We start from the raw sequence: 21,810 nt of genomic DNA, 5'->3' as shown, positions 1-21,810 counted from the left end.
GGATGGGAGGGGGTCAGCGCCACGGGTCGGGCGCGGCGGCGGCGAGCCGGCGGGTGTAGTCGTCCGCCGGGTGGAAGATGACCTGGTCGGAGTCGCCGATCTCGACGACGCGCCCGGCGTTCAGCACCATGGTCGTGGCCGAGAAGTGGCGCGCGGTGGCGAGGTCGTGGGTGATGTAGAGGACGGCGAGATCGTTGTCCCGCTTGAGTTCTTCGAGCAGGTTGAGGATGTCCAGCCGGACCGAGACGTCCAGCATGGACACCGGCTCGTCGGCGAGCAGTACCTTCGGCCGGGGCGCGAGGGCCCGGGCGATGGCGACGCGTTGCCGTTGCCCGCCGGACAGCTCGTGCGGGAGCTTGTCCGCGTACTGGTCGGCCGGCCGCAGGTGGACACGGTCCAGCAGCTCCAGCACGGCCCGCCGGTCGCCGTCGAGCCCGTGGACGCGCAAGGGCCGGGCCAGCTGGTGGTGCACCGGCTTGACCGGGTTGAGCGAGGCGAACGGGTCCTGGAACACCATCTGCACGTGCTTGCGGTACTCCCGCAGCGCCCGGTAGCCGGGGCGGCGGGGTTCGCCGTCGATCGTGATGGTTCCCGAGGTCGGCCGATCGAGCCCGCTCAGCAGGCGGGCGATGGTGGACTTCCCGCTGCCGCTCGCGCCGACCAGCGCGAGGGTCTGCCCAGAGGTGACGGTGAAGCTGACCCCGTCGACCGCGCGGAACCCGGAGTAGTCGCGCACCAGGTCGTGCGCGCTCAGCTCGGTCATCGGGACACCTCCTGGCGTTCGGTGGTGTAGAGGTGACAGGCGACGTCGCCGCCGCCGATCGGCAGCAGCGGAACGTCCGTGGTGGTGCACTCCGGGCGGACGAACCCGCACCGGTCGGCGAACGCGCACCCGGCGATCGGCACCGACAGATCCGGTGGGTGGCCGGGGATGCCGTGCCGGTCGCGCCGCTCCGAGCGCAAGGTCGGGAACGCGTTGAGCAGCCCGGTCGTGTACGGATGCTGAGGATTCTCCCGCAACCGCGCGCTGTCGCCGAGTTCGACGACGCGCCCGGCGTACATCACCGCGATGCGGTCGCTGATCTCCAGCAGCAGCGACAGGTCGTGGGTGATGAAGACGACCGCGAACCCGAGCCGGTGCCGCAGCTCGGAGATCGCGTCGAGGATCTCCCGCTGCACGAGGACGTCCAGCGCGGTGGTGGGCTCGTCCATGACCACGACGTGGGGTTCGAGCGCCAGGGCCATCGCGATCATGACCCGCTGCCGCATGCCGCCGGACAGCTGGTGCGGGTACGAGCGGGCGACGCGGCCGGGCAATCCGACCAGGTCCAGCAGCTCGCCCACCCGCGTCCGACGCTCGGCCTTGCTCATCCGCGGGCGGTGGGCGTGGAAGAGGTCCTGCAGTTGCGCACTGACCCGCTGGACCGGGTTGAGGGCGTTCATCGCGCCCTGGAACACCATGGACATCCGGTCCCAGCGGAACTTCCGCAGCGCGCCGCCGGTCAACGCCGTCACCGAGACGGGCGTGGTGTCGTGCACGCCTTGGAAGGTGACGCTGCCGGCGGTCAGGTGCGCGGGGGCGCGCAGCAGCCGTGTGATCGCGTAGGCCAGAGTCGTTTTGCCGCAACCGCTTTCGCCCACGATGCCGACCAGTTCGCCGCGGTGCACGTCCAGGTTGACCCCGCGCACGGCGTGCACCGGTCCGGTGGCCGTTTCGTAGTCGACGTGCAGGTTGCGCACCTGCAGCACCGGTGTCATCGGATGTCTCCCTGGGCGCTACCGCGGCGCTGCACGCGCAGCCGCGGGTTGATGAGTTCGTCGACGCCGATGTTCAGCAGCGTCAGGGCCGCGCCGAGCACGGCGATGCACAGGCCCGGCGGGATGAACCACCACCAGGCGCCTTGCGAGAGCGCTTCGCCGTTCTGGGCGAAGAACAGCATCGTGCCCCAGGTGACGGAGTTGAGGTCCCCGAGCCCGAGGAACGACAGCCCGGCCTCGCCGAGGATGGCGCCGATCATCGCGAAGACGAACTGGGAAATCAGGATGGGATAGAGGTTCGGCAGGATCTCGACGACGACGATCCGCCACGCGCGTTCGCCCGACGCGCGGACGGCGTCGACGTAGTCCCGGTGCGCCAGCGACGCCGTCTGGGCACGCAGGACCCGCGCGGAGGCGGCCCAGCTGGTGACCGCGATCAGCAGCGCGATCACGGCGATCCCGCTGGAGTGCAGATAACTGGCGGCGACCACGATCAGCGGCAGGGCCGGGATGACGAGGAAGACGTTGCCGATCAGGTTGAGCACCTCGTCGGCCCAGCCGCCCGCGTACCCGCCGACCACCCCGACCAGGGCGGCCAGCAGCATCGTGACCGTGCCGGCCAGCAGCCCCACCAGCAGCGACGACCGGAAGCCGACGATCAGCTGGGTGAACACGTCCTGGCCGTTGTTGGTGGTCCCGAGCAGGTGCTGCGCCGACGGCCCGGCGAGGAGGTCCACGCCGGTCGCGTGCGGGTCGCCGACCACCAGCGGCCCGATGACCGCGACGGCCGCGTAGACCGCGACGATGCCGGCGCCCAGCAGGAACTTCGGCCGCCGGGTCAGCGCGGAGACCCGCCCCGCGGCGCGGACGGGCGTGATGACGGCCTGGGTCACCGGGCACCTGCTTTCGCCGTGGTGCGCACGCGCGGGTCGATGACCGCGTAGAGCAGGTCGACCAGCAGGTTCGCGCCGAGCACCGCGAGGGTGATGATGAGGAAGATGCCCTGCATCAGCGGGTAGTCGCTGTTGCGGACCGCCTGCAGCAGCGTGAACCCGATACCGGGGTAGGAGAACACGGCTTCGGTGACGATCGCGCCGCCGACGACGAACCCGAGCGACACCGCGACGCCGGAGACACTCGGCAGGACGGCGTTGCGGGCGGCGTAGGTGACCATCACCCGCCGGAGGCTGAGGCCTTTCGCCTGCGCGGTGACGACGTAGTCCTCGCCCATCGTCGAGACCATCATGTTCCGCATCCCCAGCAGCCACCCGGCCAGCGAGCTGACGACGATCGTGAGCGCCGGCAGCAGCGCGTGGAAGACGACGTTGCCGACGAACTCGCCCGACCAGCCGGGCTCGATCTCGACGTCGTAACCGAGGCCGAGCGGGAACCAGCCCAGGCCGGCCGAGAGGAAGTACAACGCGGCCAGCGCCAGCCAGAAGTAGGGGATGGCGGCGAGCATCGTCGAGCCCGCGACGAGCGAGTCCACGATCCCGCGGCGGAACCACCCCGCCAGGGCGCCGAGCGAGATGCCGAGCGTGAACGACACGACCGTCGCGACACCGACCAGGCCCAGCGTCCACGGCAGGGCCTGGCCGATGATGTCCCCGACCGGCGCCGGGAAGAACGTCACCGAACGGCCGAGGTCGCCGGAGAGGATCTGCCCGAGGTAGCGCAGGTACTGCTGCCACAGCGGCTGGTCGTTCACGCCCAGCAGCAGTTCCAGCGAGTGCCGCGCCTCCGGGGAGACCGGCGCCATCGACGACTGCCGGGCCAGCACCGCGTCCACCGGGTTGCCCGGCGCGAGGCGGGGGATGAGGAAGTTCAGCGACAGCGCCGCGAGCAGCGCCACGGCGTAGAACATCAGCTTCTTGCCGAGGAACCGCATCTACTTGACCGGCTTCAGGTTCTTGGCGACGAACCCGGTGTCGGGGAAGCTGTCCGCCCGCGACAGCGCGTAGGCGTTGTCGTCGGTGGGCCAGCCGGTGACCTTCGTGGCGAGGAACGTCGCGTTCGGGCTGTTCTGGAAGATCGGGACGTAGGGCAGCTTGTCCAGCATCACGCGGCCGATCTCCTGGGCGCGCTGCTTGAGCACGGCCTGGTCGTCGGTGCCGGCCATCGCGCTCAGCGCGGCGTCGACCTGCGGGTCGGAGAAGCGCGACCAGTTCGACGCGGCCTTCTGCCCGATCGGCGCGGTGGTCGCCGAGGCGAGCACCTGGTTGTAGAGCTGGTACGGGTCGGGTTTGCCGCCGAGGCCGTCGATGAGGAGCTGGAAGGTGCCGGTGGAGCGGTCCGAGTTGAACTGGGCGCTGGAAACCTGTTGCACGGTCAGGGCGATCCCGGCTTCGGCGAGCTGCTGCTGCATCAGCTGCAGTGCCTGGATGTAGTCGGTGTAGCCGGTGACGACCTTGATCGAGACTTCGAGCCGCCGGCCGCCCTTGTCGACGTAGACGCCGTCGCCGCCGCGGGTGTACCCGGCCTTCTCCAGTGCGGTCCGCGCGGCGGCGGGGTCGCGGGTGACCGGGCCGGTGATCCGGAAGCCGTCGTCCCGCGGGGTCTGCAGCAGCTCGGGGCTCGGCACCTTCGCGATTCCGAAGTAGACGGTGTCGACGATCCGCTTGCGGTCCAGCGCCAGGTTCATCGCCTGCCGCACGGCGAGGTCGTTCGTCGGCCAGGTCGTCAGGTTCGGCACGAGGCTGGTCTGGTAGATCCCGGCGGACGGGACGAGGTGGGTCTTCGGGTCCTTGGCGACCCAGTTCTTCTGCGGGTCGGGCACGAAGGTGTTGCCCCAGTCGATCTTCCCGGCCAGCAGCGACTGGTTCGCGCTCGTGTTGTCGCTGAAGGAGATGAAGCGCACGCCGTCGATGGCCGGCTTGCCCTGCTCCCAGTAGTTCGGGTTCTTCTTGAGCAGGAAGGTCTGCGGGGAGAACGAGTCGAGGGTGAACGGCCCGGTGCCGACCGGGTTCGGGTTCAGCTCGGTGGCGGGGTCCGCGATCTTCTCCCAGATGTGCTTCGGCACGATCAGGGTGCGGCCCGCCGCGCCCCACAGCTGGTTGAACGCCGGCTGGGCGAAGGTGATCTTCGCGGTGTGGTCGTCCGGCGCGGTCGCGGCGGCCAGCGTCAGCCCGTTGGTGTTCAGCTCGGGGTGCTTGATGATGCTGTCGAAGGTGAAGGCGACGTCTTGGGCGGTGAACGGCTGCCCGTCCTGCCACTTGACGCCGTCGCGGGTGGTGACGGTGAGCGTCTTGCCGTCGGGGGAGAAGGTCGCCGCGGTGGCCAGCTGCGGCACCGGCGGACGCCGTTCGGCCATGTCGAAGAACAGCAGCGACTCGTAGACGGTGCCGCCGTAGCCCGCTTGGGCCTGGTTGGGCAGGAACGGGTTGAAGTTGCGGACGAACGCGCCCGACGCGCCGGTGTTGGCGGTGATGATCACGCCGTCGGTGCCGGTCGCGGTGCTGGAGCACGAACTCAGGGCGAGGCCGAGCGCGAGGACGACGGCGGCGGGGGCGAGCAGGCGGCGGTGCCTTCCGGCCTTCATGGGGACTCCCGGGTGTGCTTAAGCGGTTAACTCGACGGTGCGCCACGGTGCCGCGGCGCCGGAGAAGGGTGGTGTCGTCAGGCCGCGGTCGGAGGCGGGCCTGGGTTAAGCGCTTCACATCTTGTAACCTCGGTCACGTCATGTCAATGGACCGGACCGACGTCGGGGTAGCCTCCTCCGAGGTGAAGCGATTGAGTCGAGGAGCACGATGAAGCGGCTGACCATCTCGGACATCGCGGACGCGGCCGGGGTGTCCACGGGGGCGGTGTCCTACGCGCTCAACGGGAAGCCGGGGGTGTCGGCGGCGACGCGCGAGCGCGTCCTGGAGATCGCCGACCGGATGGGCTGGCGGCCCAGCACCGCCGCGCGCGCTCTCACGAGGTCCAGGTCCGGGGCGATCGGGCTGATCGTCGACCGGCCGGCCCAGGTGCTGGGCATCGAACCGTTCTTCATGCAGCTGGTCTCCGGCATCGAGGCGGCCCTGCGCGCGGACCCGTCGACGGCGCTGATGCTGGCCGTCACCGAGGACCGCGACGCCGAGATCGAGACCTACCGCCGCTGGTGGGCCGAGCGGCGGGTCGATGGCGTCATCGTGGTCGACCTGCACGAGAACGACATCCGCACCGGCGTGCTGGCCGAGATCGGGCTGCCCGCCGTCGCGCTCGGCTACCCGCAGACCGGCGAGGTGCCGTGCGTGTGGGCCGACGACGCGGCCCCGATGGAGGAGACGGTCGGCTACCTCGCGGCGCTCGGGCACCGCCGGATCGCCCGGGTCGCGGGACCGGGCCGGTTCGCGCACACGCTACGCCGCGACGAGGCGTTCACCCGAGCGGTCGAGACGCACCGGCTGGAGTGGTCGAAAACCGTCCACGGCGACTACTCGGGCGACAGCGGCGCCCGGGCGGCGCGCCGGCTGCTGTCCGAACGCGACCGGGCGACGGCGGTGATCTTCGACAACGACGTGATGGCCCTGTCGGCGATGGCCGCGGCCCAGGAGATGGGCGTCTCGGTGCCGGCACAGCTGTCCATCGTGTCCTGGGACGACTCGGCGCTGTGCCGGCTGGTCCGCCCCGCGGTCACGGCGCTGGACCGCCACATCACCCAGCACGGCGTGCTGGCGATCGAGACTCTGAACGAGATCCTGGCCGTCGGCGCGGCCGGGCACGTCCAGGCGCCGGCGCCGATTCTGATGCCGAGGGCGAGCACCGGCCGGGCCCCGCTGGATCCCTGACGGCGACCGCGTCCAGTCGGAACTAACGCTTTGTCCTGCGGTGGCGGACGAGCGTGAGCAGCAGCCCACCGAGCACGACGAGCGACGCTCCGAGCCAGGCCAGCGGGCCGAACAGGGGGCTGACTCCGGTGCTCGCGAGGTCGGAGGTGTCGCTGGGCGTGTTGCCGAGAGTCCCACCGCCGCCGTTGTGGCCGGGGGCCGTCCAAGTCGTACTGGCGCCTGCGCCGGGTGAGCTGCTCGTCGTGTCGCTGCCGGTGGGGGACGTCACGTCCGTGGTGGTCACCGTGCTCGTGTCGGTGTCCGAAGTGGACGGTGCCGTGCTGCCGGTGTCCGACGTCGTGGGCGTGGTGGTGCCGGTGCCCGGGGGACTCGTCGTCTCGCCTGTGGTGGGCGTCGTGGTCGGCGGCGGGGTGCAACCGGGGGTGGTGAACGTGTTGTCGTCGAGGGAGACCTGGCCGTTGCGGGCCAGCGCGCGCCCCGTGACGACGGTGCCCGTCGTCACGGTGATCGAGGTCAACGCCATGATCGTGCCGACGAAGTTCGAGTTCGTGCCCAGCGTCGCCGAGCTGCCGACCTGCCAGAACACGTTGCACGCCTGAGCCCCGTTGATCAGGTTCACGTTGCTGGCGGAAGCCGTGATCAAGGTGGACGCGACCTGGAAGATCCAGACCGTGCCGGAGGTGCCCTGGCCGTCCAGGGTCAGGGTCCCGCCGAGGGCGAGCGGGCCGCTGGACTTGTAGACGCCACCGACCAGCGTCCGGCCGACGAGGTCACCCGCGACGTTCGCGGTCGGCGCGCGGCCGGCGGCGTCGTTGTAGGCGACGACGAGATCGGACTGGGCTTGGCCGGCGACGGCGTCACCCGCGTGCGTGGCACCGGCGGCTGTACCGGGCGGGAAACCGGTGATGGCGGTACCGGGGGAGACGCCGAGGTTCCGGTCCAGGGTGCTGGGGCCGGTGTTGGTCACCGTCTGTCCGCCCAGCACGGAATAGGAGCCCGCGGTGCCGAGCCCGACTGGTGCTTCGGCGGCCACGGCCTGCGGTGCGCCGATCATCAGCCCCAGGCCCAGCGCGCTCACCGTCGCGCACAGGCCCACGACCGCACTGCCTCGGCGCCAGGTCCGTACCGGACGTGTTCTGTGGAATTCGCCTTTCACGGGTTTTTCCTCCACCGACTCGACAAATCGAAGCCGGCGAGGTCCGGGCCGGAAAGCATGGGTCCACATCGGAGCGGTGATTATGCGCCACCTGCCCGATCCGGTGGACGCTAGCCCGATCCGGATCGTCCGGCCAGGGAAAGCCGAATTGTCCACACGAAAGTGGACGCTTTTGTTCACCGACGGACTAAGCTCGAAGGGAAGTCTCAGCGAAAGTCACGGTCATCGCGGATCCGAGGGAGCCACCGACGTGGTCGAGACGCACGACATCGTTCGCCCGCCCGCCGAGCTCAGTGCGGCCCTCGCGGCCATCGGCAGCGCGACGGCCAGCGGTGAGCTCAGCCGCATGGGTATCCGCAGCGCGTTCATCCAGGGCCCGGTCTCGGTGACCCCGGGCGTGCGCGTGGCCGGGCCGGCGCTGACGCTGCAGTTCTTGCCGAAGCGCGAAGACCTCTACCCCGTCGACGAGTACGAGGAACCGGAGAAGCAGCTGCACCGGCACGTCATGTACCACGCCCAGCCCGGCGACATGATCGTCGTCGACGCGCGCGGCGACATGGGCAGCGGCGTGTTCGGCGAGATGATGCTGACCTACTTCAAGGGCCGCGGCGGCCTCGGTGTGGTGGTCGACGGCTGCCTGCGCGACATCGGCGAGGCCAAGCAGCTCGGCCTCGGGTTGTGGATCCGGGGCGCCACCCCGAACTTCCACGTCCAGACCGGCATCGTCCCGGCCGCCGTCAACGTGCCGGTGGCGTGCGGTGGCACGCTCGTCGAGCCGGGCGACATCGTCGTCGCCGACGACGACGGGGCGGTCGTGGTGCCGGTCAAGCTCGCCCCGGCCTTGGTGGCCCACGCCCAGGAACACGCGGACTGGGAGGAGTTCTCCCGGATCCGCCTGTCCGAGGGCGGCGACCTGCGGCTGTACTACCCGCTGTCGGACGAGGCCCGGCCCGAGTACGAGCGGTGGCGCGCCGAGCGGGGCAAAGCCTAGCTCCACAGCCGGTCGTGGCTCGACTCCGCGTCCCAGTGCGTCGTCTCGGCGAAGAACACCGGGTCGCGGGGGTCGAGGTGGTGGCGCAGCAGTTCCTCGTTGAGGTCCCCGAATCCCAGTCCCGGGGTGTCCGGCACCGTGATGTGGCCGTCCCGGATCAGCGGGGCGGTGACGAGGTCGCTCCAGAACTCCACCTCGGCCGCGTGGTGTTCGAGCGCGAGGAAGTTCTCCGTGGCGGCGGCCAGGTGCACGCACGCCATCGTCGCGATCGGTGACGCCGCCAGGTGCAGCGCCATCGCGATCCCGCGCTCCTGCGCGTAGTCGCCGATCCGTTTGGTCTCCGCGATCCCGCCCGCCGTCGCCGGGTCGGGGTGCACGACGCGGATGGCGCCGGCGTCCAGCAGCGGCCGGAAGCCGTCGAGCAGGTAGATGTCCTCTCCCGTGCACGTCGGGACGGCGACGGCCTCGGTCAGCTGCCGCCACTGGCCGGTCAGCTGCCACGGGATCAGGTCCTCGATCCACGCCAGCGTGAACGGCTCCAGCGCGCGGCCGATCCGGATGGCGGAGTCGAGGGCGATGTGGCCGAAGTGGTCGGCGGCGAGCGCGACGTCGGTGCCGACCACCGACCGCACGATGTCCACATAGGACACCAGGTGGTCGACGCCCTTCGCGGTGACCTGGATGCCGGTGAACGGGTGCATCGTCGTCACGTCCTCGCGGGCGCCCGGCGGCGCGATCAGCGACCCCGGCACGTCCCACAGCAGGTCGACGCCCACGTCCATCTTCAGCATCGTGAACCCGCGCTGCTTGCGCTCCAGCAGCCGCGCGCCCATCGCGTGCGGGTCCGGCAGCGACGGCGTGTCCGCGTAGCAGCGGATCTCGTCCCGGAACCGGCCCCCGATCAGCGCGTACGCGGGCACACCGTAGGCCTTGCCGGCCAGGTCCATCAACGCCATCTCGACGCCCGAGACCCCGCCGCCCTGGCGGCCGTGGAACCCGAACTGCTTGATCTTGCGGAAGATCTTGTCGACGTCGCAGGGATTTTCCCCGACGAGCCGGCTCTTGAGCATCAGCGCGTAGGTGGCGCTGGCGCCGTCGCGCACCTCCCCGTACCCGGACAGGCCCTGGTCGGTGTCGATCCGGATGATCGACGAGCGGAACGGCACCCCGGCCAGGTTGGCCACGCGCAGGTCGGTGATGCGCAGCTTGCTCGGCCGGGACGCCGTCGCGACGTGCTCCTCCGTGATCTCGCTCATCCCTTCACCGCTCCCGCGGTGAGCCCCTCGGTCAGGAACCGCTGCCCGAACCCGTACATGAGCACGACCGGGATGCTGACCAGCAGCGAGGCCGCGGCCAGCTGCCCCTGCGGCACGACGTCGCCGAAGATCATCGACTGCATGCCGACGGGCAGCGTCTTGTAGTCGTCCTTGGTGATGAACACGAAGGCGAACAGGAACTCGTTCCACGCGTTGGTGAGCGTGAACAGCGCGACCGCGAGCAGCCCCGGTTTGGCCAGCGGCAGCACGATCCGGATGAACGCCCCGAACCGCGTGCAGCCGTCGACCAGCGCGGCCTCCTCGAGGTCGGCCGGGATCGACTTGAAGTAGCCGACGAGCAGCCACGTCGCGAACGGCAGGGTGAACGTCGGGTACGCGAGCACGAGCGACCACAACGAGTCGTTGAGCCCGATCCCGCTCATCAGCTGGTACAGCGGGATGAACAGCAGCGCGCCCGGCATCACGTAGGTGAGCAGGATCGTCACCGTGAAGCTCTCCGAACCCCGGAACTTCAGCCGCGCCAGCGCGTAGCCGGCCAGCGCCGCGCAGACCAGGGCGATCACGGTGGACGCCACCGACACCAGGATCGTGTTGACGTACCAGGTGCCGAACGCCCGGCCCGAGAACAGGTTGGTGAACTGCTCGGTGCTCCACGGGGTCGGCCAGAGGTCGTCGGTGCGCGCGACGATCTGGTCGTCGGACTTGAAGGCCGTGACCGTCATCCAGTAGATCGGGGCGAGCACGAAGCCCAGCAGGCCCACGAGCGCGACCCCCGAGCCGGTGCCGCCGACCAGGCGTGCGGCCAGCCGGTTGCCCCGGATGGCGAGCACGGAGACGACTCGTCCGACGACGGCCGCGAGCACCACGAACACGCCCAGCACGAGCGCGGCCTTCCAGACGATCTGCGGCGACGCCCAGACCAGCACGAGCACCGAGCCCGCGACGATCACCCACGGCATCGCCCGCCGCTGGGCGGGAGTCAGCCGCCGGCGCCCCAGGTCGGCCGCGCCCGGCAGGTCGGTGCGGCGCATCATCCGCACGAGGATCACCACGAGGACGGCGATGATCGGCAGCATCACCAGTGTGACCGCGGCGCCCGCGCCCAGCTGCAGCTGCTGGATGGCCTTCGAGTAGGCCACCATCACGTACGGGGCGGTGGCGTCCCCCGGGCCGCCCTGGGTCATCAGCCAGATCAGGTCGAAGTTGTTGAACGTCCAGATCGACGACAGCAGCACCGTCACGATCATGACCGGGCGCAGCCCCGGCAGCGTGATGTGCACGAAGCGCTGCCACGGCGAGGCCCCGTCCATCATCGCCGCCTCGTGGAGCCCGCTGTCGATGGCCTTGAGCCCGGCGAGGAACGTCACCGTGAAGAACGGGATGCCCTTCCAGACGTTGACCAGGATGACCGCCGGCATCGCGAGCGTGGGATCGGAAAGCCACTCCGCGGGCCACTTGTCGACGAGCCCCATCGCGGCGAGGGCGGGTCCGATCCCGGAGTCGGTGAGCAGGACGTTGACGCTGCCGAAGATCGGGTCGAGCAACGACCGCCAGGTGAAGGCCGTGACGACCGTCGGGATCACCCACGGGAGCAGGATCACCCCGGCGATGATGGCCCGGCCGCGGCGCATGTGGTGCAGCATCAACGCCGCGATGAGGCCGAAGACGACCTTGAAGATCTCGGCGTACGCGGTGAAGACGAACGAGTTGAGCACGCCCTTGTGGAACAGGGCGTCGCCGATGAGGGCGGTGTAGTTGTCCAGCCCGACGAAGACCGTCTCCGCGCCGTGGCGTTCCGTGGCGCTGGTGAAGATCGAGCTGATGATCGGGACCAGGATCAGGCCGGCGACCAGCAGCAGCGTCGGCCCGATGAACAGCGCGGCGAGGCGCCAGTCGCGCCCGAGCCGTCGCTGGGTCGGGGTGAGCGAGGACGACGAGCCCGGCGCCGGACGGGCCGGCGCCGGGTGTGTCCTCTTCGGACGCACGACCGTCACTGCCGGTAGCCCTGCTGCTCGAAGATCTGGACGATCCGGGTGTGGGTCGAAGCCACGGCGTCGGCCGGCCGGGTGCCCTGGATGACCGACTGCATCATGTCGGTCAGCAGGTAGGCGGCGAGCGCGGCCTGCTCGCCGGGGCTCGGGGCCTGCGGGAAGGCGTAGCCGGTCGCGGTCTTCACCGGGAGCTGCGCGCGGGTCTGCTCCCGCAGCGCGGTGAAGGCCGGATCGCCGGTGGTGTAGTACGGGTCGGAGTCCCACACCTTGTCCCACGAGGGATTGACCAGGCAAGGCGCTTCCTTCGCGACCCCGAGCAGTGCGGTGCCCCCGACCATGAACTTCGCCACCAGCTTGGCGAGATCGGGGTTCTTCGCCCCCTTGAACACGACGAACGAATTGGACTCGCCGTAGGCCAGCGGCCGGTCGAGCGCCGGTCCGCTCGCACCGTTGAACACGTGCGTGTTGGCGTAGACCGGGTTCTTCTTGGTCTTCGAGTCGGCGTAGACGCTGAACTGGTTGAGCGTGAGCCCCAGGATCTGGGCCAGCCAGTTCTCGTTGTTGCTCGAATCGGTCCAGCTCCCGACCCCGGGCGGCAGCATCGGCTGGTACTTCGGGTTCGTGTAGATGTCGCCGATGAACGTGATGGCTTCGACCGTCTCCGGAGAGTTGAACACGACCTTGGTGCCGGTGTTGTCCGCGATCGCCCCGCCGTAGGTGTTGATGACGTTCTGGATGAAGCCGTTGGCGTCACCGGAGCGGTTCACCGTGAGCCCCCAGCCGAAGCGCCGCTTGGCCGGGTCGGAGACCGCCAACGCGTTGTCGCGCAGCTCTTCCCACGTGTAGTAGGGCTTGAGCGGGAGACCCTTTTCCTGGTACCAGTCCTTGCGCAGGTACATCCCGGTCCCGATGAAGTGGTAGGGGATCGCGAACCAGCGTCCGTCGAACACGCAGTAGTTGTTCGCCTCCGTCGCGGGATCTCCGTAAAGCGCTTTCAGCTCGTTGACCACATCGGTGAGGTCGGTGAGGGCGCCGAGGTTGTGGAGCTGGCCGACGAACCGCCGGTCGCTCATGAAGGCCAGATCGCGGCTGGTGCCCGCCTTCACCTCGGCGTCCATCTTCGCGACCATGTCACCGGCGTCGCCGGAGACCAGGTCGTTGCGGACCGTGGTGCCGGTGGCCTGCGCGAACACCTGCAGCGACTTGTCCAGCGCCTTGTTGGCGGCCTCCGAGTACAGCTTCTGCGAGAGCATCCCCACCGACCCGCCGCGGAGCTTGGCCGCCTGGTCGAGCAGCGCCTGGGGCACCTGGACGTCGACCTGCGGTGCGGGTGCGGGGCCGCCCCCGCACCCGGCGAGACCGAGCACGCCCAGCGCGCTCACCCCCGCGCTCATCCCGAGGAACGTGCGCCTCGACAGGTCATTCTTCTCTTCCATGACAACTCCTCGTACCGACGGGGCGACGGTGCAACCGGCGGGGCAGCGAGGCGAGTGCCGCGCTGTGAGTCTTCAAAGCCGAGTCTGCAAAGCTGGGTCTTTCATGCGGCGAAGGACGCCGAACTGCTGATGCGTTGTCCTGGCAGCCCGTCGAACAGCCCGGCCGCGCCGCGGGGCCGCCACAGCGGCACCGGGCCCGCACCGGGCACGGGGTCGAGCGCCAGCGCGGCCGCCCGTTCCGCGGAGTCGAGCGCCCGCTGGACGACCATCGTGTTGGCCACGCTCTGGGCGACGCTGCCGACCGGCCGCACGCCGAACTGCACGGCATCGGCGAAGTCGACGAGTTCCGCGCGGTAGCCGTTGTCGCTACCGCGGAAGACCGTGGTGTGGGTGGTGGCGTCGGCACCGCTGCGCGTCACGCGGCGCTCCGACTCGGAACCGGCGAGCACGAGCACGCCCTCGGTGCCGTACAGCCGCATCTCGTTGGGTTCGGGCGGCACCGGGATTTCGGGGTAGGACGCGGTGTAGTTGCCGATGGCGCCTCCGGTGAACACGAGGTTGAGCGCGAGGTCCGACGGTGCGTCGATCGTGCTGTTGGCCGTCTGCACGGCACCGTGCACCCGCGCGATGTCACCGCAGAGCAGCCGGATCTGGGCGATGTGGTGCACGCCGAAGTCGAGGTGCACCCCGCCGCGGTACTGCGGCCGGTGCCGCCACGGCGTGCCGCTGAAGCCGCCCGCGCGCGGCACCACCCGGCCGGCGTGCCGCCACGCCATCAGGTGCGGGCGGCCGATCGCGCCGTCGTCGAGCAAGGCGCGGGCGTAGCGCAGGTCGTCGCGGTAGAAGAAGTTCTCGCCCACCACGAAAATGCGGCCGGGGTGCGCGGCCGCCAAGGCGAGGAAGGCCGCGGCCTGCTCCGCGTCGCCGCCGGCCGGCTTCTCGCAGAACACGTCCTTGCCGGCCGAGAGCGCGTCGCGCGCCACCTCGTACAAGTGCGGGATCGGCACCGAGATCAGCACGGCGTCCACGTCGTCGCGGGCCAGCAACGCGGCCCGGTCGGCGGCGGCCCGGGCCGGATCGACCCCGCTGTAGCCCGCGAACCGCCTGCTCTGCTCGGCGGAGGAGTCGGTGAACGCGGTGACCACGTACCGATCGGCGAGCGTGCGCAACGCCGGCCAGTGCAGCTTCTCGACCGCGAGCCCGGTGCCGATCAGCCCCAGCCGGATCGGCGGGATCGCGGATGCTGCCATGCCTCGTCCGTCCTCGTCATCGGTTCCGGAGCTCGGTCGTGCAGGGGTGCTAACGCCGCCGGGCGGCCCGCTTGCTTCGCTGCTCCTTCTCCGCGAGGAGCGTGGAGTAGTTGTTGCTCAAGTGCTTGCGCATCGCAGCGCGGGCGCCCGAAGGATCGCGCGCCACGAGCGCATCGTAGATCTCCGTGTGCTGGGCGGTGGCGCGGCGCAGCCCGGCCGGCGCCTCGTTGGTGAGACGGCGGCTGGCCGTGCCCAGCCAGCGCGCGGAGTACATGATCCGGTCGAGGATGCGGTTGTCGGCCGCCCGGCAGATCTCCATGTGGAATTCGTGGTCGACCTCGAGGTAGGCCTCGGGATCCGCTTCGAGCGCCGACATCCGCTCGATCTCTTTCCCGAGCCGGGCCAGCGTTTCGTCGGTGATGCCGGTCGCGGCCATCGCGGCGAGCTCGGGCTCGAGCAGGACGCGCATCTGGTGCAGTTCCTGCAGCAGCTCGTCGACGATCTCCGTCGGCAGCCACTCGATCAGCAACGGGTTCAGGTAGTCCCACTCCGCGCGGGGGCGCACCACGACCCGGCGGCCCTGCGCGACGTCGACGATGTCGAGCGAGGCGAGGATCTTGAGTGTCTCCCGCGCCACCACGCGGGAAACGCCGAACTCGTTCGAGATCTCGAGCTCCGACGGCGCCCGGCCGTCCTCGATTTCGCCCTTGACGATGCGCCGGGTCAGGTGGGCCGCCACCTGCACCGGAAGGGTCCGGACCTTGACAGCGTCCGGAGACTCTTGTCTCCTTGGCATGTCATCAGCTTATAGGACAAGTTCGACCTCGCGACAGTCCTTTTCATACGCATTACCCTGCGGCGGGAGAGCAATGCGGATCGTGAACGTCACGACGGCGGTGGTGGCCTACCACGGTCAGGCCACCCTGGTGCGGATCGACACCGACGAGGGCCTCAGCGGCTTCGGCGAGGCCAATCCCGACGCCGGCGCGGGCGCCGTCGTCGGGATGATCGACTCCCTGACACCCCTTCTGATCGGCGAAGACCCGCGTAACGTCGAGCGGTGCTGGGAGAAACTACGCCGCAGCAAGGTCTTCGCGGGCGCCCAGAGCGGTGTGTTCGTGATCGCGCTGTCCGGGATCGAGCTCGCGCTGTGGGACCTCGCGGGCAAGGCCGCGGGCCAGCCGGTGTATCGGCTGCTGGGCGGGAAGTTCCGTGACCGGATCCGCCTTTACGCCGACTGCGGCGACGGCGACGACCCGGCGGGCTCGGTCGCCGGGTGCGTCGACCGGGCCCAGCGGATGGTCGCCGAAGGCTTCACCGCCATCAAGTTCGACATCGACAACCTGCGCCACCCGGCCAAGTTCGACGATTTCAACCACACGATCAACGCCGCCGAGCTGCGCTCGATGGTCGAGCGCGTGGCCGCGGTCCGGGAAGCGATCGGCCCGGACGTCGACCTGGCCATCGACCTCCACGCCCGCTACGACGTGCCGAGCGCGTGCCGGATCTCGTGGGAGCTCGAGCCGTTCCACCTGATGTGGCTCGAGGAGCCGCTGCCGGCGGAGAACATCGACGCGCTCGTGCGGGTGCGCGAACAGACCCGCACGCCGATCTGCGCGGGCGAGAACCTCTACCTGCGCTGGGGATTCCGCGAGCTGCTCGAACGCGGCGCCGTCGACGTCATCGAGCCGGACGTGCCGAAGTGCGGCGGCCTCGCCGAGGCCAAGAAGATCGCCAACCTCGCGGAGCTGCACTACATCCCCTTCGCGCCGCACCTGGTGTCGACGCCGCTGGGCACGATGGCCACGTCGCACCAATGTGGAGCGATCCCGAACTTCCTGATCCAGGAATGGCACGCCCTCGAGGAGCGCGAGGTGTGGGACAGCTACGTCCGCGCCCCCGACGGGAGCGGCTCGATCGTCAAGGACGGCTACATCACGCTTCCCGACACCCCCGGCATCGGCGTGGAGCTCGACATGGACGGCGTCCGCGCCCACGCCGTCGCGGGCTACGGGGTGTTCGAGTAGCGGAGGGCCGGGGCTCAGAAGCGGGCCAGCAGTGCCGCGGCGACCCGGTCGCCCAGGGCGAGCCGGGCCGGGTCGGTGGGGCGCTCGGGGGTGGCCTCGCCCAGCGGTGCGGTGGTCGACGTCTCCAGGTGCACCCGGCCGATTCCTTGCTCGTCGTGAGTGTCGGAGACGAGCAGCATCCGGGCGGTGCCCAGGTCCACCGTCATCGCGGGGAACCCGGCGACGGTGATCCGCGGGTTGCGCGGGTCCCATCGGGACAGGTTCGAGGCCGGGTCGAGCTTGAACCTGAAGTCGAGGTTCCGGTCCGCGGTCGTCCCGAGGCACTGGAGCCCGGTGTAGGCGACCTGGCCGTCGCGGCCGGTGGCCGACCTGATCGCGTCGGCCAGCAGGGTGCAGGCCAGGTCCACCCCGTCCGGCGTGGCGGCCGCCTTCAGGATCGCTACGCCACCGGCGGGCACCGGGAGCTGCTTGTGTGCGCGGCAGTCCGCCGGCGGCACGGCGGAGACCAGGCAGGCCGGGTCGATGGCGGGCTCGTCGGACTGGTCGCGGGGAATGCCGAGGCCGGCCGGTGCGGGCGGTACGGGCGGCGGCGGGCCGCCGAGCAGTGTCTGGATCTTGGTGGCCACGTCGGTGAGCCCGGCGCAGCCGCCGCGCAACGTGGCCAGCGGGGTGGTGCCGGTCGGAGCCCAGATGAGCACGCAGGTGCCCTGGTAGTCGGTCAGGCGGGCGGGAACGGTGCCCACCCGGACCGGGGCCCCCTCTTCGGGCACGGTGCCCAGGGTGAAGGTCAGGCGCCGGCCGGCGAAGCGGTAGTCACCCCATTCGCAGTCGTCCGCTTGGGACGGATCGCCGACCCGGGTGTCCCGGATGGCGTCCATGGTGGGGTCGGCGGGCGCGCGGCCCAGCACCCGAGCCAGCGGTTCGCAGGCTCGCCAGCGGGTTCTGGGCTCGTGGCCGGCCGCGAGCGCGGCGACGTCGCCGCGGAGCTTCGCGGTGATCGATCGCATCGTGGGCCGCGCGATGTCGCATTCCCGGCGGTAGTCGGCACCGCCGCTCACGGTCAGCCAGACCGCCCTGGTCGGTGCCAGCGGGACCGCGAGCCGACAGTTCACCGGCGTGTAGCCGGCCGCGGGCTGGTAGCTCAGGTAGACCCGCAGGCCGTTTTCCTCGTAGAGCTGCGACCGGTAACGGGCGAAGTGGTTGAACCCGCCGCCGACCTCGACCGTCATGGTCTGGCCGTGGTCCAGGGTGAGTTCGCAGGCGTGCGGGCTGGTGAGCGTGCCGGGGGAGGGCAGCAGCACGCACGGGTCCAGTGCGCGGACCGCCCAGTCCGCCTGTTCTTCCCAGTTCACCGGCTTGACCGGAGCCGGAGCCGGAGAGGGGGCGGGCGGGGCGGTGCTGCAGGCGGCGAGAGCCAGCAACAGGAGTAGCGACCAGGCGCGCATGGCCGAAACCTATTACTCCCCACCGGGGAGGGGTCCCGGCCGCCGGTCGACCGGAGAACGACCTCGGCGTTCCCGGATGCGTGAAGTTCACCCTATTCGGGTACGCCATGCCTGTCCGCGGTTCAGCCGAGCAGCCGCCCGCCCGCGCTGGGCACCGCAGTCGGTGCGCAGCGAACGTGCCGTGGGCTCGGCTTCCCGGGTCGACGGCCTCGACGGAGGTGCCAGCGACCATGAGCGACCCGGTGACCCGGTTGCCCCAGCCCACAGTGACGTTCACCGTCACCACCACCTGCGACTCGACGGTGGTGGCCGCCACCGGGGACCTCGACTCCGTCGTCGCCGAACGCCTGCTGGACCACCTGAGCGGCGAGATCGCGCTGCGGCCGCGGGCGTTGGTCGTCGACCTGACCCGGGTGAGCTTCTGTTGCACGCGAGTGCTGAGCGCGCTGCTTTCGGCCACGGCCGACGCCCACGCCGCCGGGATCCCGTGCGTGATCGTCAGCGACCAGCGCGCGGTCCGCCGTCCGATCACGGCGCTCGACCTGGACCAGGTATTGCAGGTGCAGGACAACCTGGCGGCCGCCCGCGAGGAACTGCGGATCCTGCAGGGTGTCGCCGGGCGCTGACGCGGGTAGGGACAACCCCCGATCGGATCGGGTGGTCAGCGGGATCAACCGGGATCGGGATTCCGCGAAAACTGATCTCCATGACCACGCAGAGAACGTCCCGGTTCCGCCGGGCCGCCCGCACCCTCGTCTCGCTCGTCGCCGTGGTGGGGATGGTGGCCGCGTGCGGTGATCCGGCCGCGCTGGAAGCGACGCCCGCGGCGGGTCCGCACCTGATCACCCACGACGGGCACCGGCTTGCCTTCCACGTCACCGCCGGGCATTCGCCGACCGTCGTACTGGACGCCGGCGGCGGGGAGGACTCCTCCTACTGGGATGCGCTGGTGGCTCAGCTGTCGCGGGCCACCGGTTCGCGGATCGTCACCTACGACCGGGCCGGGATGGGCGCCAGCGACGAGGTGCCGGGCCCCTGGGACGGCCGGGCCGCCGCTTCCGACCTGCAGGCCGGCCTGCGTGAGCTCGGCGTCACCCGGGACGTGGTCCTCGTTTCGCATTCGCAGGCGGGGGAGGTCGCCACCTACTTCGTCCGTGCGAACCCGGGTGTGGTCGCCGGGGCGGTGCTCGTCGACGCCAACCTGCCGCCGTTCTTCACCGACCCGCAGATCCAGCGCATCGTCGCCGTCACCGAGCCGCAGATCGAAGCGCTCGGGAAGCAGCCGTCGACCAAGGAGAACCGCCAGCTCATCGCCACGGCCGCGAACTTCGGTCCCACGCACCAGGCCTACCACGAGCTTTCGTGGCCGGACGGCCTCCCCGCCACCGTCATCGTGTCGGAGAAGACCCCCTTCGACGGATCCCCGGAGGATGCCCAGCGCTGGCGGGACGCGGCCGCCACGTTCGTCGCCGCGGGCCCGGGCCGGACGCTCGTCACCGCCCGGGGAAGCTCGCACGACGTGCCGAAGGACGACCCCGCTCTGGTGCTCGACCACATCGAGCGGATGGCGGCCACCGCCCGGTGAACGATCGCGGGACCCCTCCCGGCTCGCGTGGCTACTGTCCGCTTTCGTGACGGAGCGCACTCGACCGAAGTACTCATGGTGGACCCGGCTGCCGGTGGTGGGGATCGTCGTGGTCGTGACCGCGGGGCTGACCGCCGCCATCACCGGTGCCGCGGACCCGCTGCCGGGCCTGCGGGCCGTTCCCGGTGGTCACTGGGTCTACAACTCCGTGCTGCACGCCGTCTTCCACGTCGACGGGGGCACCGCCGGCATCGACGCGCAGGCCGCCGTGCCGGGTGACCCGGACAGTCAGGTCCTGCAGGGCGACACCAGCGGGTACGTCGTCGGCGGCACGCGCATCACGCCGTTCGGGAAGTCGGACCTGGCCGCCGGGGCGTCGGCGGCCCCGCCCGCACGCGAGCTCCCGGTGGGGGTGGAGACCGCCGGCGGTCCCTACCTGGTCTACCGGCAGGCCGGCCAGGTCGTCCGCCTCGGCGACCCGGCCGCGACGATGTCCGCCGGCGGCCCGGTCGGCGACCCGGTCGCCACCGCCGAGGGCACACTCTGGCTGTCGCGCACCGCTTCCGGCCTGCTCTGCCGGCTCGACCGGGACGAGACCGCCGTTTCGTCCTGCCCGGTCGCGCTCCCGGCGGGGCACACCGGTGCGCTGACCCTCGTCGGCGACACCCCGCACTTCCTCGACTCGGCCGATGCCACCGTGCACACCGTCGAGGCCGGCGGTCTGGGCGCGGCGGTGCCGACGGGCTTGACCGCCGCGGCGGACCTGCGGCCGGCGGCCAACGACGTCGCCGGTCGCATTCCCGTCCTCGACCCGGTGGCGAACCGGCTCCACCTCGTCGATCCCGCTCCGAACCCGCGGAAGCCGATCACCGTGTCCCTCCCTCCCGGGCAGTACGACGGCCCGGTCGCGGGCGGGTCGGTCGTCGCGCTGGTCAACCGCAGCTCCGGCACGCTGCTCACGTTCGACGCCGCGGGCCGCCCGGCCGACGCGAAACCGGTGCCGCCGGAGGAGGGCACCGCCCGGCTGGTCCGGGGCGAGGACGCCCACGTCTACGTCGACGGCGGGCAGGGCACCCACGTCCTCGTCGTCGGCAAGGACGGCAAGGTCACCGACGTCCCGGTGGTGTCGCCGGCCGGCCGGCCGGACCAGCCGGTGCCGGACCGGCCCACGCCGGGACTGGGATCCGAGCTGCCGCCCCCGGCCGGGCGGCCGGGACCCGGGGACCGGCCGGACACCGACGCCGGGAACAAGCCGAAACCCCCGAACCCGCCACGCAATCCGGCACCGCCTCCGGTGCCGGCCAGTCCGCCCGGCGCGCCGCCGGGAGTCTCGGCGACCGGCGGCGACAGCTCGGCCACGGTGAGCTGGGGCGCGGCGGCGGACAACCGGGCGGCCGTGACGTCCTACCGGATCAGCTGGGCCGGCGGGTCCAAGACCGTGGGCGGCGGCGCCCGGCAGGCCACGATCACCGGTCTGGCCAACGGAACCCGCTCCACCTTCACGGTGGCCGCGGTGAACAAGGCGGGCACCGGGCCGGGCGCGTCGGCGTCGGCGACCCCGGCGGCGGCCGCGTCGGCGCCGGGGCTCACCGCGACCTACCGCAACGGCGGCGCGGCACTGTCGTGGACGCGGCCGGACCTCGGTGGCGGTCAGCTGGTGCACTACCTCGTCACCGGCACCGGGCTGGCGCAGCAGACCGTGGCCGGCACGACCGCGACGTACGCCGGCCTGACGGCGGGCAAGTCCTACACCTTCACCGTCCGCGCGGTGACCAGGACGCCCGACGGCGAGACCCGCACCGGCGCACCCGCGTCGAAGTCGATCACCGTGCCGTCGCCGAAGATCACGATCAGCCAGGGCGCGCCCACCACGAGCGGCAACTGCGACGCGCCGGACTGCGCGGCCGTGAACGTGACGATGACCGGCTTCGCGCCGAACACGACCTACGCCATCAGGCTCAGTTCGAACAGCAACGCCAACGTCCGGACCGAGTCGGCGAGAACCACCGCGAACGGCTCGCTGACCTACGACGAGCTCGACTACGACGAACCCGGCCAGACGATCTGGGTGAGCGTCGCGACCCCGGACGGCCGGATCACCTCCAACCGAATCACCTGGGACTGA

18 protein-coding genes are annotated in these 21,810 nt (G+C 70.9%); 6 read left to right on the top strand and 12 right to left on the bottom strand.

The genetic code is table 11. The annotated features are described in order from the left end of the window. Positions 1–13 precede the first annotated feature (13 nt). From AB0C38_RS24890 to AB0C38_RS24870, 5 genes are read right to left on the bottom strand one after another with little or no spacing between them, the layout of a single operon-like run. Positions 14–763 carry an ATP-binding cassette domain-containing protein gene (locus AB0C38_RS24890; protein WP_360677402.1) on the bottom strand — a complete coding sequence of 250 codons (750 nt, stop codon included), beginning with the start codon at positions 761–763 and terminating at the stop codon, positions 14–16. Beyond that, positions 760–1,758 (bottom strand): ABC transporter ATP-binding protein, encoded by a 999-nt coding sequence (locus AB0C38_RS24885; protein WP_360677400.1) that lies wholly within the window; start codon positions 1,756–1,758, stop codon positions 760–762. The genes AB0C38_RS24890 and AB0C38_RS24885 overlap by 4 nt, the downstream gene beginning before the upstream one ends. After that, on the bottom strand, positions 1,755–2,651 hold the full coding sequence (locus tag AB0C38_RS24880; protein WP_360677398.1) for an ABC transporter permease: 897 nt from the start codon (positions 2,649–2,651) through the stop codon (positions 1,755–1,757). Before AB0C38_RS24880 ends, AB0C38_RS24885 begins: the two co-directional genes overlap by 4 nt. Continuing rightward, positions 2,648–3,646 carry an ABC transporter permease gene (locus tag AB0C38_RS24875; RefSeq protein ID WP_360677396.1) on the bottom strand — a complete coding sequence of 333 codons (999 nt, stop codon included), beginning with the start codon at positions 3,644–3,646 and terminating at the stop codon, positions 2,648–2,650. Before AB0C38_RS24875 ends, AB0C38_RS24880 begins: the two co-directional genes overlap by 4 nt. After that, entirely contained in the window at positions 3,647–5,296 is a 1,650-nt protein-coding gene (locus AB0C38_RS24870) for an ABC transporter substrate-binding protein (protein WP_360677393.1), read from the bottom strand. A 208-nt stretch (positions 5,297–5,504) separates the two neighbouring features. Here AB0C38_RS24870 and AB0C38_RS24865 point away from each other — a divergent pair, with 208 nt between their 5' ends. Continuing rightward, positions 5,505–6,527, top strand: a complete 1,023-nt coding sequence (locus AB0C38_RS24865; RefSeq protein ID WP_360677391.1) for a LacI family DNA-binding transcriptional regulator — start codon at positions 5,505–5,507, stop codon at positions 6,525–6,527. Positions 6,528–6,549: 22 nt separating this feature from the next. Here the strand turns inward: AB0C38_RS24865 and AB0C38_RS24860 are convergent, their stop codons facing one another. Next, positions 6,550–7,683, bottom strand: coding sequence for an ice-binding family protein (locus tag AB0C38_RS24860; RefSeq protein ID WP_360677389.1), 1,134 nt, complete (start codon positions 7,681–7,683; stop codon positions 6,550–6,552). 250 nt (positions 7,684–7,933) lie between these two features. Here AB0C38_RS24860 and AB0C38_RS24855 point away from each other — a divergent pair, with 250 nt between their 5' ends. Next, positions 7,934–8,674, top strand: coding sequence for a ribonuclease activity regulator RraA (locus tag AB0C38_RS24855; RefSeq protein WP_360677387.1), 741 nt, complete (start codon positions 7,934–7,936; stop codon positions 8,672–8,674). Here the strand turns inward: AB0C38_RS24855 and AB0C38_RS24850 are convergent. From AB0C38_RS24850 to AB0C38_RS24830, 5 genes are all read right to left on the bottom strand, one after another. Next, entirely contained in the window at positions 8,671–9,930 is a 1,260-nt protein-coding gene (locus AB0C38_RS24850; RefSeq protein WP_360677385.1) for a mandelate racemase/muconate lactonizing enzyme family protein, read from the bottom strand. The genes AB0C38_RS24855 and AB0C38_RS24850 overlap by 4 nt on opposite strands. Further along, on the bottom strand, positions 9,927–11,945 hold the full coding sequence (locus tag AB0C38_RS24845; RefSeq protein WP_360677383.1) for an ABC transporter permease subunit: 2,019 nt from the start codon (positions 11,943–11,945) through the stop codon (positions 9,927–9,929). The genes AB0C38_RS24850 and AB0C38_RS24845 overlap by 4 nt, the downstream gene beginning before the upstream one ends. Then, the gene (locus AB0C38_RS24840) at positions 11,942–13,378 is read right to left on the bottom strand and encodes an extracellular solute-binding protein (protein ID WP_360677381.1); all 1,437 of its coding nucleotides are present in this window, start codon (positions 13,376–13,378) and stop codon (positions 11,942–11,944) included. Before AB0C38_RS24840 ends, AB0C38_RS24845 begins: the two co-directional genes overlap by 4 nt. A 101-nt stretch (positions 13,379–13,479) precedes the next feature. Next, positions 13,480–14,628 carry a Gfo/Idh/MocA family oxidoreductase gene (locus tag AB0C38_RS24835; RefSeq protein ID WP_360677379.1) on the bottom strand — a complete coding sequence of 383 codons (1,149 nt, stop codon included), beginning with the start codon at positions 14,626–14,628 and terminating at the stop codon, positions 13,480–13,482. A gap of 49 nt (positions 14,629–14,677) precedes the next feature. Continuing rightward, positions 14,678–15,424: an FCD domain-containing protein gene (locus AB0C38_RS24830; RefSeq protein ID WP_360677377.1), complete on the bottom strand. Its 747-nt coding sequence runs from the start codon at positions 15,422–15,424 to the stop codon at positions 14,678–14,680. Positions 15,425–15,497: 73 nt separating this feature from the next. Here AB0C38_RS24830 and AB0C38_RS24825 point away from each other — a divergent pair, with 73 nt between their 5' ends. Continuing rightward, on the top strand, positions 15,498–16,655 hold the full coding sequence (locus AB0C38_RS24825; protein ID WP_360677375.1) for a mandelate racemase/muconate lactonizing enzyme family protein: 1,158 nt from the start codon (positions 15,498–15,500) through the stop codon (positions 16,653–16,655). 14 nt (positions 16,656–16,669) lie between these two features. Here the strand turns inward: AB0C38_RS24825 and AB0C38_RS24820 are convergent, their stop codons facing one another. Further along, the gene (locus AB0C38_RS24820) at positions 16,670–18,100 is read right to left on the bottom strand and encodes a hypothetical protein (protein WP_360677373.1); all 1,431 of its coding nucleotides are present in this window, start codon (positions 18,098–18,100) and stop codon (positions 16,670–16,672) included. 230 nt (positions 18,101–18,330) lie between these two features. Here AB0C38_RS24820 and AB0C38_RS24815 point away from each other — a divergent pair, with 230 nt between their 5' ends. The 3 genes from AB0C38_RS24815 (at position 18,331) to AB0C38_RS24805 (ending at position 21,810) form a co-directional block, all read left to right on the top strand. Beyond that, complete coding sequence (locus AB0C38_RS24815) at positions 18,331–18,726, top strand: STAS domain-containing protein (RefSeq protein ID WP_360677371.1); 396 nt, start codon at positions 18,331–18,333, stop codon at positions 18,724–18,726. Positions 18,727–18,806: 80 nt separating this feature from the next. After that, a complete protein-coding gene (locus AB0C38_RS24810; RefSeq protein ID WP_360677369.1) occupies positions 18,807–19,685 on the top strand; it encodes an alpha/beta hydrolase in 879 nt (292 codons plus the stop codon). A gap of 46 nt (positions 19,686–19,731) precedes the next feature. Next, a complete protein-coding gene (locus AB0C38_RS24805) occupies positions 19,732–21,810 on the top strand; it encodes a fibronectin type III domain-containing protein (protein ID WP_360677367.1) in 2,079 nt (692 codons plus the stop codon).

Source organism: Amycolatopsis sp. NPDC048633, from assembly GCF_040650695.1.
Classification (GTDB): domain Bacteria; phylum Actinomycetota; class Actinomycetes; order Mycobacteriales; family Pseudonocardiaceae; genus Amycolatopsis.
Note: the sequence above shows the minus strand (reverse complement) of the source record. Positions and strands in the feature narration are given on the sequence as shown.

Coding starts and splice junctions, on each gene's coding strand:
- AB0C38_RS24840 (WP_360677381.1), bottom strand. CDS start 13,378: ATGGAAGAGAAGAATGACCTGTCGAGGCGCACGTTCCTCGGGATGAGC.
- AB0C38_RS24885 (WP_360677400.1), bottom strand. CDS start 1,758: ATGACACCGGTGCTGCAGGTGCGCAACCTGCACGTCGACTACGAAACG.
- AB0C38_RS24835 (WP_360677379.1), bottom strand. CDS start 14,628: ATGGCAGCATCCGCGATCCCGCCGATCCGGCTGGGGCTGATCGGCACC.
- AB0C38_RS24815 (WP_360677371.1), top strand. CDS start 18,331: ATGAGCGACCCGGTGACCCGGTTGCCCCAGCCCACAGTGACGTTCACC.
- AB0C38_RS24820 (WP_360677373.1), bottom strand. CDS start 18,100: ATGCGCGCCTGGTCGCTACTCCTGTTGCTGGCTCTCGCCGCCTGCAGC.
- AB0C38_RS24850 (WP_360677385.1), bottom strand. CDS start 9,930: ATGAGCGAGATCACGGAGGAGCACGTCGCGACGGCGTCCCGGCCGAGC.
- AB0C38_RS24810 (WP_360677369.1), top strand. CDS start 18,807: ATGACCACGCAGAGAACGTCCCGGTTCCGCCGGGCCGCCCGCACCCTC.
- AB0C38_RS24875 (WP_360677396.1), bottom strand. CDS start 3,646: ATGCGGTTCCTCGGCAAGAAGCTGATGTTCTACGCCGTGGCGCTGCTC.
- AB0C38_RS24830 (WP_360677377.1), bottom strand. CDS start 15,424: ATGCCAAGGAGACAAGAGTCTCCGGACGCTGTCAAGGTCCGGACCCTT.
- AB0C38_RS24865 (WP_360677391.1), top strand. CDS start 5,505: ATGAAGCGGCTGACCATCTCGGACATCGCGGACGCGGCCGGGGTGTCC.
- AB0C38_RS24890 (WP_360677402.1), bottom strand. CDS start 763: ATGACCGAGCTGAGCGCGCACGACCTGGTGCGCGACTACTCCGGGTTC.
- AB0C38_RS24870 (WP_360677393.1), bottom strand. CDS start 5,296: ATGAAGGCCGGAAGGCACCGCCGCCTGCTCGCCCCCGCCGCCGTCGTC.
- AB0C38_RS24825 (WP_360677375.1), top strand. CDS start 15,498: ATGCGGATCGTGAACGTCACGACGGCGGTGGTGGCCTACCACGGTCAG.